The sequence below is a fragment of the Cellulomonas triticagri genome (assembly GCF_003696205.1).
In the GTDB taxonomy this organism is placed as follows: domain Bacteria; phylum Actinomycetota; class Actinomycetes; order Actinomycetales; family Cellulomonadaceae; genus Cellulomonas; species Cellulomonas triticagri.
Genome location: NZ_RFFI01000028.1, coordinates 15,958 through 27,033, shown reverse-complemented (window position 1 = coordinate 27,033; position 11,076 = coordinate 15,958). Strand labels below are relative to the sequence as shown.

The window sequence follows — 11,076 nt, the reverse complement described above, 5'->3', positions numbered from 1 at the left end:
CACAGGGCTGCTGTCCGGCACCCCCACCGCCTCGGGAGCCTTCACCTTCGATCTCACCGCGACCAACGGCACGACGCCCTCAGCCCGCGGCAGCTTCGAGATCCTGGTGACCGCCCCGCCGAACCTGGCCCCTGACGACCCGCCCGCGGGGGTGGTCGGCCAGCCCTACGAGCACACCTTCACCACCGACGGCGACCCCGCCCCTCAGGTTCACGTCACGAGCGGAGCGCTGCCCGACGGGCTGAACCTCGACGCGGACACAGGGCTGCTGTCCGGCACCCCCACCGCCTCCGGGACGTTCGCGTTCGCCCTGACCGCGACCAACGGCACAGCACCCCAGGCGACCGCCGACTTCCGCATCCTCGTGGCCGACGCCCCGACGCAGGCGTGGATCGAAGCCGGTGCCGACACCGGTAGCGCTGTCACGGGTCAGCAGGTGTCAGTCACCGGTGGCGGCTTCGCCGCGGGTGAGCGCGTCACGTTCACCGCGACCGGAACGTCCCGCACCGCGCCGCTGCTGCTCGGGCAAGCCGACGCCGAGCCAGGCGGTGCGGTGACCTTCGCCTTCATCGCTCCCGCCCCCGGGGACTACACCCTGACAGCCACCTCGCCGTCCTCGACGGCCACGACGACCCTGACCGTCCAGCCCTCACCTGCACCCATCCCGAGACCTGACGCGACCGTGACACCCAGCCCGACTCCCGCGCCCGGAACCGCCGACCCCGACGCCCACGGCGAGCAGGAGCCCCCGACGCACGACTCCCTGCCCGTCACCGGTACCAGAGCCCCGGCCACCGCCCTGGTGGCCCTGGGGCTGCTCACCACAGGCGCCGCAACGTTCTGGTGGCGCCACCGCACTCGCGCCACGTGACCCGAACCGCCAGCCCCTCCGCCCGGCCGCGCCCGTCGGAAGCCGGTCGTCACTGCTCCGGTGGGGGCTGTTCTGTCTCGTTGTCGTCGGCCTGGTGTTGCGCTTGGCGTTGCCAGCGCGTCGTGAGGATCAAGCCGATGACGAAGGGCACCCAGGCGACGTTCATCGCAGGTCGGGCGGCGTCGGGTCCCTGGGTGCCCAGCACCCACAGGCCGATCCCGGCCATGAGGAGGCCGACGAACGTCGCTGCGCGGTTCCACGGGGTCAGGACGGCGCGCGCGGGGTTGATCGGCTGTCGGCCCGGGGCCGGGCGGGGTGCTAGCGGCATCGGCGGTCCTTGTAGGTCCCGGTGGTGACGCCGAGCACGGTGGGTGTCGTCACGCGGATGTAGAAGCACTTGTGGGGTCGGGAGTTCTCCGCGCCGCTGGCGGCGTGAATCACCTTGGCGGCCACGATCGCGCAGCCGGATCCCATCACGGCCGCCACGACGGGTCCGCCGAGGTTGCCGAGGAACGCGCAGGCGGTCGTGGCGCCGGCGGCTCCTGCGACCCCGTATCCGTGGAACGTTCTGGTCTCGGCGCGGTTGAAGTGCCAGTAGTACCCCAGGCCGATGCTGCCGGTGGGGTCGGCCACGACCGGGTAGGCGACGCCCGGGGCGGTGTGCTCGACGTGCTGGACGACCTGCGATCCGGCGATCTCGTAGGAGGTGGCGACCGGGGCGCCGTTCGCGTCGTAGGCCCAAGGAGCGGCGAGGGTGCCGACCTCGACGCTCAGCGAGGGGTCGCCGGTGGGGACGGTCAGCGACACCGAGCCGTCATCGAGCAGCTGTGGGAGCAGCCCTTCACCGACGGTGTAGGTGTACTGGGTTGGGCTCCGGGGCCGTTGCTGACCGTCTGGATCCGGACGCCGCCGTCGGTCCTGGTCTCCACCACGACGTCGGTGTCGCCGTCGTGCGGCTGGTAGACGACCCGGCCCTCGCGAGTGACCTCCGCCTCGGCCGGGCCGACCTCAGCAGGCAGGCTCAGCGAGAAGCCCACGTCGCCGTTCTCGAGGTCGACCCCGGGCAGCGCCGCCAGAGGCGGCTGCACCTCGTCAGCAGCGGGCGCGGTGATCGCGACCTCGCCCGCTGTCGCGGTGGGGACGGTGATCGAGGCCCCGTCGACCTCGGCCACGAGCCGCGAACCCGTGCGAGTCACCTGGCCGACGGCGCCCGCCTCGGGCGCGACCCGCGCCACCTGGTCCGCTGCACCGTCTGCCGATGGCCCCTGCTCGGCGGCGGCGGACGTCGCCACCGTCATCATGAGGACCGCCGCGCTCACCGCTGCTGTCGTCGTTGCGACTCGTGCCTTCACCACAGACCCTTCACTCTCGGACAATGAAGCCACGACCACCGCCCCTGCGCGGCTTGCGACCCGGCTCGGGACGCACGCCGGTGGATGGGGACACGGTCGGAGAGAGGCAAAGTACAGACCGGCTCCCAAGGCGCCGAAAGCGACCAAGGTTTCCCACGAGGGCAACCCCCTGTCGGAAGCGTTCACGCTCGGTCAGGGTCGACGGACGGTGACGAGTCCAAGCACGTTCGGCTCCGCAGGATGGGCGGTATCGGCCTGACCATGCGCTGGCTCGGCATGCCAACAGCGCGTGGCCGGCGCCGAGCAAGCAGCACGTGGCCCGGCTGGAGGCCGTCGGGCACATCAGCGCTGCGGGCACCGGCGCCGTCGCCGTCGCGCGGGCCGACGGGTCGTGGGGACCCGCCTCGACCACGCCGAGGCGCTGGTGCTGCCCGACGACCTCACGGCAGGGCTCGACGCCCTCCCCGGCGCGCGGGAGCACGGGGACAGGGTCCGGCGCGGCGCCCGCCAGGCGGTGCCGCGCCGGGTCGCCGCCCGTGTGGCGACCCGCCATGCGGGCGGCGCGGGTCGCGGAGCCAGCGCGGATGGCCCCGCGGGCATCCCATCCCGGCGCGACGGAGACCCGGGTGAGGCCGCCGCTCAGCCGAGCAGCCCCAGGTAGGCCGACCACAGCCGCTCCCCGACGGTGACGCCCAGCAGGGCACCGAGCAGCATCCAGGGTCCGAACGGGATGCCCGTGCCCCGTCGGGCCCGACCCGCGACCATCAGCACCCCCGCGTACGCGCCGCCGAGCACGAAGCCCGCGAACGCGCCGACGATGAACGCGCCCCAGCCCCACCACGCGAGCGCCATCCCCAGCACGCCCGACAGCTTCACGTCGCCCAGCCCCATGCCGCCGGGGCGGATCAGCACGATCGCGACGTAGGCGAGCAGCAGCACCCCGCCGCCCGCACCCGCACGCAGCAGCGCCCCCCAGTCGGACGCGCCGCCGGGGCTCCAGGACGCGAGCAGCAGCAGCACCCCGAGCACCGGGTAGGCAGGCAGCACCAGGGCGTCCGGCAGCCGCCGCACGTCCAGGTCGATCAGCGCGAGCGCCACCGCCACGGCCCCGAGGTACAGCACCGCCGGCAGGGCCCAGGACCACCCCGTCGACCACGCGAGGACCACGAACACCACCGCCGTCCCCGCCTCGACCAGCGGGTAGCGCGGACTGATCGGCGCGCGGCAGTCCCGGCACCGGCCCCGCAGCACGAGCCACGACAGCACGGGGACGTTGTCCCACGCGCGGATGCGGTGCCCGCAGCGGGGGCAGGCGCTGCGGGGCCGGACCACCGACTCGCCCCGCGGCACCCGCCAGACGACGACGTTGAGGAACGAGCCGATCAGCAGACCGAGCAGGCCGGCCCCGACGACCAGCACGAGCAGGGGGTCCGGCAGCCCCGCGTCGGCGCTCAGGACCGGTCCCGGACGTAGGCGAGGTCCCACACGGCGAACCCGCTGACGTCGATCGCGGCGCTGTCGCTCACCGACGCGTGCGTGAGCGACGCGGCGACGGGGAGGTCGACGGTGCACGCGTCGACCTGCCCGGCGAGCCCGGTGGGCGACGAGGCGATGCGGGCACCTCGGTGGGTGGACAGCAGCACCGCCGCGCCCGGGCCCTGGTCCCACGTGCCGTAGGCGAGGTCGATCCCGTTCGCCGTGGAGAGGGGGTCGCAGGTGGCCGTCGGGTCGTCCGGCCAGGGGTCGACCAGGTACAGCGAGTGCTGGCTCGCGCCGGAGGCGGTGATCTCGACGTCGCCGGTCTGCGTGATCCCGTCGGCCACGAGCACAGCGTCGGCCCCGAGGTCCAGGCGGAGACCCAGGCCGAGCGAGATGCCGGTCGGGCAGGCGGCGCGCGTGTCGAACCGGGTGGCCTGCGCGATCACCACCGGGCCGGCGAACGCGCTCCCCGCACCGGTGAGGTGGCACAGGTCCGAGACCGAGTGCCCGGGCGCGAGCGCGGCGTAGACCACCTCACGCCAGTCCCCCTCGACGAACTCCTCGGTGAGGTCGGCGTCGTCCGCCCGCACACCGGTCGTGGGGCAGGTCGGCGATCCGGACGCCGTCGCGGGCCCTGAGGAGGACGAGTACACCGTCACGTCGTACGACGGGTCCGTGAAGGACGAGCTGAGTGTGCCGCCGACGCCGCACCACGACCCGCCCGCCGCGAAGGCCGCGCGCGCGATGTCGATGCCCGCCTCGGCCGCCGCCCGGGCCTGCACGGACGCCCGTTGAGCGGTCGCCCAGCCCGTCGTCGACATCGTCGCCGCCAGGACCATCGGCACCACCAGCAGCAGCACCGTCATCATCCCGATGACCGACGCCAGCACGTAGCCGTCGTCCGGTCGCGCGCCATCGCCACGCATCAGAAGCACCCTCCGGGGTCGTGGTCGTCCTGCGGGAGCGGCAGGACGGAAGTGCTCAGCGCGGTCGCGGACCCCTGCGTCGTGCGGGGCTCGACGGTGAACGCCACCTGGACGAGCCCGAGCGGCGCCGGGGCGAAGACCCGCGGCGGGGTCCCGGCGCCCGCAGGGGTGACGGTGTCGATGGCGGGGCGCCAACCCGCCGCCACCGGGTCAGTGGTGGGAGGCGCGGGGGCGGCACCCGACGGGTCCACCGCCTCGCCCGCGACGTCGGCCAGGTGGACGCCGTCCGCCGCCTCGACCGTGTAGAGGGTCCCGCTCCCCGACGTGCCGTCCTCCGACCAGCGCCAGCCCCGGCAGACCCAGGCGGTCCCGTCCGTCGCCCGGGTCCGTACCACCAGGCCCTGCCCGTCCGCGGAGACCTGCACCGCCGCCGCGTTGCGGACCGCGCGCCGGACGTCGGCCACCGCCACCTGGGCGTCGGCGACCTGGTGGGAACCGTCGACCACCGCCTCCTGGTGCCGCACGACCATGACGAACGCCGTGCTGACGACGGTGAGCGCCACCAGGCCGATCGTGGAGGCGACCATGAGCTCGGCCAGTGAGAAGCCGTCGTCCGCCGCCGCCCGCCGCTGCGTGGTCGCCTGGTGTCGGCGGCTCACGGGAGCACCTGCGTGGTCGCCGTCGCGAGCACCTTGCCGTCCGCGAGGTAGCCCGTCGCCCCGAGGGTGGTCGCGGTCACCGAGACCAGCACCGGATCCCCGGAGTCGCAGTCGCCCGTGAGCTCGGTGCGCACGCGGACCGTGCCCGCACGCCCGTCGGGCCGGTCGTCGTTCGTGACGACCGGCGTGGCCGGTGCGGGAGCCCCGAGGAAGCCCGCGCAGTTCGCCGTCAGCTCCGCGCGCGCCCCGTCCAGGGCCGCGGCGACGTGCTGGTTCGCCGCCGCGACCGCCGCCATGCGGGCCGAGGTCATCACCGCCGTCGTGAGACCAGGCGCCACCCAGCTCACGAGCAGCACGGCCAGGCTCATCGCCACCACCACCTCGACGACGCCGACGCCCGCGTCCGGACCGTCCGGACCGTCCGGGCACGGACGCGGGGAGCGCGCGGTCACGACGTCACAGCTCCGCGATCTCCGACGCCTGGGTCAGGAAGCGTCGGGCCAGCGCCAGGTTGGCCCGCGACCGGTCCAGCACCAGGAAGGCGAACAACCCGCGCATCGAGTCGATCTGCGGCATGTAGATGAGGTGGTACTGGTCGCCGAGCGTGATGAGGATGTCCTGCACGTGGTCGGTGGCGCCGAGGTGCTCCAGCACGCGCAGCTCGGCGCGTACCAGCTCGGTGCTGGCGGCCGCCGCGAGCTCGATGTCGAAATCGGTGCGGCTCTGGCTCTGCAGGGTCATCCCGCTGGTGTGGTCGACCAGCGCGCTGGCGATGTAGCCGTCGAGGCGGGTGACCTGCTCCGCGAGCTCTTCCGAGGTGGCCATGAGTGCTCCTTCGTCCGGGCGGACCCGCTGATCGGGCCCGCGTGGGGTGCGGTGGGGACCGCGGGTCAGCTCAGGACGGACAGGCCGTCGAGGAGGCGGTCGAGCAGGGCGTGGTCCGCCGCCTCCTCGTGCCGCGCGGAGTCGAGCACGGCACGCCGCCCCCGCACCGGCAAGGGCCCGGCGGACCCGGGCGGCTGCTCGGCGGGCGCGGCGGGGGCCGCAACCGCGGCCGCGCGTGCGGCGGACTCCGCGAGGTAGTCCTCGACGAAGGCCGTCAGCACCGGCTCCGTGAGCCGCCGCACGAGCGCGAGGTTCTGCCCGGGGTCGAGCACCAGCGCGACCGCGAGGTCTGGGCCGAGCCGGTACAGCAGGAGGCACACGTCCTGCGTGTCGAGCACGACGCGCGCCGAGTTGCGGCCGAGCGGCTCCGACTGCGCGACGACCGCGAGCATCCCGCGGAACGCCGCGACGAGGTCCGCGGGGCACGGGGCACGCCCCGTGGCGAGCTCGCGGCCCGCGTGGTCGAGGACCACCCGGTGCGCCACGACCGTCGGCACGCCGTCGAGCGCACGCATCGCCCGCGCGACGCTGGGCAGCACCGCGTCCCCGGGGTCCGCGGGAGCGGACGCGCGGGGCGCGGCGCCGGTCGTCGGGTCCACGGGCGGGTTCAGCTCGCGGCGGGTGCCGTGAGCAGCTCCATCGCGTACTGCACGAGCGCGATGAGGGTCTGCTTGGCGGCCTCCCGCGAGCGGGCGTCGGTGTAGACCACCCGGACCGACGGGCTGAGCGAGAGCGCCTCGCGCACGTCCTCCAGCTGGTGCCGGGCGATGCCGTCGAAGCAGTTCACGCCGACGACGAACGGGATGCTGCGGGACTCGAAGTAGTCCACGGCGGGGAAGCACTGGTCGATGCGGTCCGTGTCGACCAGGACGATCGCCCCGATCGCACCGCGGACGAGGTCGTCCCACATGAACGAGAACCGGTCCTGCCCGGGCGTGCCGAACAGGTAGAGCCACAGGTCGCCGGGCAGCACGATCCGCCCGAAGTCCATGGCGACGGTCGTCGAGACCTTCTCGCTGCGCTGCCCCGCGTCGTCGACCCCGACCGAGTGCTCCGTCATGGCGGCCTCGGTGCGCAGCGGGTCGATCTCCGACAGCGACCCGATGAACGTGGTCTTCCCGACGGCGAACCCGCCGGCCACCACGACCTTGACGACGGTGGGCGCCGCACCCCCGGGCTCAGTAGCTGGCGATGCCATGGAGCACACTCTCCAGAAGTCGCAGGGTCTCGTTCTTGTCCTGCCGGGCCGCCGGGTCGCCGACGCCGTGGACGCGCAGCAGCCCGCCCTGCACCAGGTCCGACACCAGCACCCGCACCACCACCACGGGCAGCCGCAGGTGCGCGGACAGCTCGGCGAGCGACAGGTAGGTCGGCAGCCCCGCGTCCCCGGTCCCGGCGAGCAGGTGCAGCAGCGCCGTGCTCTCGGTCGTCAGCCCGACGGGGGCCGCCCCGGGCAGCCGCTCGACCAGGGCCTCGAGCGGCACGGTGCGCTTCTCGGGCTCGAGCTTGCCGCGGGTGATCACATAGGGGCGGATCGTCGACGGAACGTTCTCCGCGCGCATGCCCAGTCTCTCGTCCATCGCGTCACCTCACCGTGGTCTCGGGTACCCGGCCGCCGGTCGGCAGGGCCTTGCGGATCTCGTGGATCAGGGCCGGGGTCAGCACGTCGCGCGCCCGCGCCGCGAGCATCGTCATCTCGTAGCCCACGAGCCCGATGTCGCAGCCCTCGTCGGCGACGACGGCCAGCACCGAGCCGTCCGAGATCGCCATGACGACCAGGAAGATCTGGTCCATCTCCACGAGCACCTGGCGGACTCCCCCGCCGTCGAGCTGCCGGGCCGCGCCGTTGGTCAAGGCGGACAGCCCCGAGACCAGGGCGGCGAACTGGTCGGCCTCCGAGCGGTCGAGGCCGGCGGACATCGCCACGAGCAGCCCGTCCGTGGAGACGGTCATGGTGTGCCGGACACCCGGGACGTTCTGGGTGAAGCTCTCGACCACCCATCCGAAGTTCTGCGCATCAGGGGTCAGTGCGGTCACTGCGGGCCTCCTGTCGGTCCGTCCGTGGGCGGGGTTCCGGCAGCCGGGGCGGGCCCGGAGCCGTCGGTAGCGGAGGACACGCTCCGCCGTGCGCGGGTCAGGCCGCGCTGCATGCCCGAGAGCATCGAGCGGACCTGGTCCGGGTCCTTCGGCTGGCTCGCGGCCACCGGCTCCGGTGCCCCCGGGGTCGCACCGCCGCCCGGAGGGCTGTCGGACGCCGCCGGGGCGCGCCGAGACAGCGCGGGGGCACCGGAGCCGGCCTGCTCGGGGACGTACCGCGACATGTGGCTCAGCTCGGCGAGGGCGGCCGACGCGAGCGCGTTCCGCCGCCGGACCTCCTCGACCGCGCCGCCCGGTGCCGGGACGGCCGGGACCACGGGCGCGGCGGGTGCCGCTGCGCCCGGTGCACCGCCGGCGGGCGGCAGACCGAACGGTCCCGCGCCGGCCGGGGCGGGCGCGCCGAAGGCAGGGGTCGGTGCCGTCGCCGCCGGTGGTCCGCCGAACGACGCGACCGGTGGCGGGGCGAACCCGCCCGGTGCGGCGACGGGCACCGCGGCGTGCTCGCCGGACGGCGTGCCCGGCAGCGGGGCCGACGGCAGCGGCTGGAACACCTGGCCGGTGGCACCCGAGGCGACCGGGGGTTCCGCCGCGTGCGGCCGGGACGTCGTGCGCCGGCCTCGGGACGGCAGCACCGATCCACCAGCGGGTCGCTTGGGCACCCGCCGGCCGGAGGGCGGCGGCGTGACCGGCTCGGTCTCGCCGACCACGGGCGCCCACGGTGCCGCCCCGGCGAGGTCGATCGACGGCGCGCCGACCGGGGGCACGGCACCGAGCGGTACCTCGGCGGCCGGCGGAACCGGTGGGCCGGGAGGGGGCGAGGAGACCGTCGCCGGCGGCGGGGGCACGGCCCGGTCCTCCCGGCCCGCGAGCACGGCGTCCGGCAGCAGCACCGAGACCGTCGTGCCGACGCCCTCCTGCGACTGGTACCGCACCTGCACCCCCAGGCGGCGGGCGAGCCGGCTGATCACGCCGATGCCCAGGCCCTCGGAGCTGACCTGGCCCTGCGACGCGAGCGGCGCGTGCAGCGCCTCGCCGATGAGCTCGAGCTTGCGCGCGCTGATCCCGATGCCGCTGTCGGTCACCGACACCACCACGCCGGCCTCGTGCGTGACGACGCGGGCGTGCACGGGGACGGCGGGGTCCGAGCTCTGCAGCGCGTTCTCCAGCACTTCGGCGACGAGGTGCGCGGCCGGCATGGCGACCCGCCCGTGCACCGCGGGGTCGACCTCGGCGGTGATCTCCACGCGCTCGTAGTCCTCGACCTGCGAGGCCGCGGACCGGATCACGTCGGACACCGGCATGGGGTCCCGGACCCGGCGCGCGGACTCGACGCCCGCGAGCACGAGGAGCGACTCGGCCTGCCGGTGCATGCGGGTCGCGAGGTGGTCGACCGAGAACAGCTGCGCGACGACCGCCGGGTTCTCCTCGGACCGCTCGAGCTGGTCCAGCACGGCGAGCTGGCGCACCAGCAGCCGCTGGCTGCGCCGGGCGATGTTGACGAACGACTCGGCGGCGGCGCTGCGCGCCGCCACGAGCGCCGAGGTCACGCGCACGGTCGTGTCGTTCAGGGTGTTGATCGCCGCGGCCACGCGCGCCACCTCGTCCGTCCCGGACACCGCCACCTGCGGCAGGTCCGGCGGGGCGACGACGGCCCCGTCCGCGCTCTCGCCGAGCGCGCCCAGGTGGTCACGGACCAGGTCCGCCGCGTCCGCGAGCGCCGCGAGCGGCCGTCCGACGCGGCGGCTCATCACCACCGCGAGCGCCGCGGTGAGCAGCAGCACGCCGACCGCGACCCCGGACACGACGAGCAGCACGACGTCCGCGCCGTCCGCGATCTCGTCCGCCTGCGCCACCAGGCCCGCGAGCTCGGCCTGCCGCGCCGCGCCGAGCGTCTCGCGGTACTGCGTCGTCAGGGCCAGCGCCGAGGGCGTGTCCTCCGGCAGCGCCTCGCCCGCCGCCGCGGCCGCGAGCGCGGCCATCGCGTCGTCGGGCAGCGGCGGGACCCCGGACGCCACGTCCGGCAGCAGACCCGCGAGCTCGCGGATCTTCGCGTCCGTGACGGCCAGGCGGCCCCGGGCCGACCCGACGACGTCCGCGGGGCCGCCGGCCTGCGCCGACCAGACGCCCGCCACGACGGCGTCCACGGCCTCGACGACCGTGCCGTCCAGCTCGGCCGCCAGGGCGATGACCCGCAGCCGCGCCGACAGCCCGGCGTCGGCGACATCCGCCGACAGCGCCGTGATGATCCGCCCGTACCCGGTGATCACCGCGGTGTACGCGGCGTACACCTCGTGCGGGCCGGCCGCGTCCTCGACCGAGCGGGCCGAGGCGAGCAGCACCGGCAGCGTCTCGAGCTGGGACACGCCGAGCACCAGCGCGTCGTGGTCCTCGGGACCGCCGATCGCGTCGCGCAGCGAGCCGAGCAAGCCGTCCGTCGACAGCCGGGTGTCCGCCCGGTCCTCGGGGGCGGCACGGCCCTCGGCGTGCAGCGCGCTGGTCCGGCGCTCGGCCTCCAGCGCCTGCCCCAGCTGGAACATCGTCTGGGCGTTCTCCTCGGACAGCACCCGGGCCAGGTCCCGCGCGGTCGCCGCGTCCGACAGGGCCGTCACGCCCACGTAGGCCGCCCCGCCCGCCAGCGCGAGCACCGGCACCAGCGCGACACCCAGCACCTTGCGCCAGACGCCGCCCCGGGTCCGGCCCGCCCGCCGGGCAGGGGCCTGCGGCGGCGGAGCCGCCTCCTCGGCCACCTCGGGTCCGGCCACCGCCGCCGGCGGTCCCGGCCGACGCCGCCGGAGCCCGCGCGGCGG

Annotated in this window: 14 protein-coding genes; 1 reads left to right on the top strand and 13 read right to left on the bottom strand. The window is 75.2% G+C overall.

Translation table 11 applies throughout. The annotated features are described in order from the left end of the window. A partial coding sequence (locus EBM89_RS21800; protein ID WP_199732015.1) for a putative Ig domain-containing protein occupies nt 1-871 on the top strand: 871 nt, incomplete at its 5' end. A gap of 49 nt (nt 872-920) precedes the next feature. On the opposite strand, the gene EBM89_RS07010 is transcribed toward EBM89_RS21800, so the two are convergent. The 13 genes from EBM89_RS07010 to EBM89_RS06950 form a co-directional block, all read right to left on the bottom strand. Beyond that, entirely contained in the window at nt 921-1,199 is a 279-nt protein-coding gene (locus EBM89_RS07010; RefSeq protein ID WP_122148734.1) for a hypothetical protein, read from the bottom strand. Next, a complete protein-coding gene (locus EBM89_RS07005; RefSeq protein WP_122148733.1) occupies nt 1,190-1,678 on the bottom strand; it encodes a hypothetical protein in 489 nt (162 codons plus the stop codon). Before EBM89_RS07005 ends, EBM89_RS07010 begins: the two co-directional genes overlap by 10 nt. Further along, nucleotides 1,669-2,190 carry a hypothetical protein gene (locus tag EBM89_RS07000; protein ID WP_122148732.1) on the bottom strand — a complete coding sequence of 174 codons (522 nt, stop codon included), beginning with the start codon at nt 2,188-2,190 and terminating at the stop codon, nt 1,669-1,671. The genes EBM89_RS07005 and EBM89_RS07000 overlap by 10 nt, the downstream gene beginning before the upstream one ends. Before the next feature lie 672 nt (nt 2,191-2,862). Continuing rightward, complete coding sequence (locus tag EBM89_RS06990) at nt 2,863-3,642, bottom strand: prepilin peptidase (RefSeq protein WP_122148743.1); 780 nt, start codon at nt 3,640-3,642, stop codon at nt 2,863-2,865. 32 nt (nt 3,643-3,674) lie between these two features. After that, complete coding sequence (locus EBM89_RS06985; RefSeq protein WP_122148730.1) at nt 3,675-4,628, bottom strand: hypothetical protein; 954 nt, start codon at nt 4,626-4,628, stop codon at nt 3,675-3,677. Continuing rightward, nucleotides 4,628-5,287 (bottom strand): PilW family protein, encoded by a 660-nt coding sequence (locus tag EBM89_RS21115; RefSeq protein ID WP_158609544.1) that lies wholly within the window; start codon nt 5,285-5,287, stop codon nt 4,628-4,630. The genes EBM89_RS06985 and EBM89_RS21115 overlap by 1 nt, the downstream gene beginning before the upstream one ends. After that, nucleotides 5,284-5,739 carry a hypothetical protein gene (locus EBM89_RS21110; protein ID WP_158609542.1) on the bottom strand — a complete coding sequence of 152 codons (456 nt, stop codon included), beginning with the start codon at nt 5,737-5,739 and terminating at the stop codon, nt 5,284-5,286. Before EBM89_RS21110 ends, EBM89_RS21115 begins: the two co-directional genes overlap by 4 nt. A gap of 4 nt (nt 5,740-5,743) precedes the next feature. Next, nucleotides 5,744-6,112, bottom strand: a complete 369-nt coding sequence (locus tag EBM89_RS06975) for a hypothetical protein (protein WP_122148728.1) — start codon at nt 6,110-6,112, stop codon at nt 5,744-5,746. 65 nt (nt 6,113-6,177) lie between these two features. Further along, nucleotides 6,178-6,771 (bottom strand): hypothetical protein, encoded by a 594-nt coding sequence (locus tag EBM89_RS06970; RefSeq protein WP_122148727.1) that lies wholly within the window; start codon nt 6,769-6,771, stop codon nt 6,178-6,180. A gap of 8 nt (nt 6,772-6,779) precedes the next feature. Next, nucleotides 6,780-7,370: a GTP-binding protein gene (locus tag EBM89_RS06965; RefSeq protein ID WP_122148726.1), complete on the bottom strand. Its 591-nt coding sequence runs from the start codon at nt 7,368-7,370 to the stop codon at nt 6,780-6,782. Beyond that, nucleotides 7,351-7,752: a DUF742 domain-containing protein gene (locus tag EBM89_RS06960; RefSeq protein WP_122148725.1), complete on the bottom strand. Its 402-nt coding sequence runs from the start codon at nt 7,750-7,752 to the stop codon at nt 7,351-7,353. The genes EBM89_RS06965 and EBM89_RS06960 overlap by 20 nt, the downstream gene beginning before the upstream one ends. Before the next feature lie 4 nt (nt 7,753-7,756). After that, on the bottom strand, nt 7,757-8,209 hold the full coding sequence (locus EBM89_RS06955; protein ID WP_122148724.1) for a roadblock/LC7 domain-containing protein: 453 nt from the start codon (nt 8,207-8,209) through the stop codon (nt 7,757-7,759). Continuing rightward, nucleotides 8,206-11,031 carry an ATP-binding protein gene (locus tag EBM89_RS06950; RefSeq protein ID WP_122148723.1) on the bottom strand — a complete coding sequence of 942 codons (2,826 nt, stop codon included), beginning with the start codon at nt 11,029-11,031 and terminating at the stop codon, nt 8,206-8,208. The genes EBM89_RS06955 and EBM89_RS06950 overlap by 4 nt, the downstream gene beginning before the upstream one ends. Nucleotides 11,032-11,076: the final 45 nt, after the last annotated feature.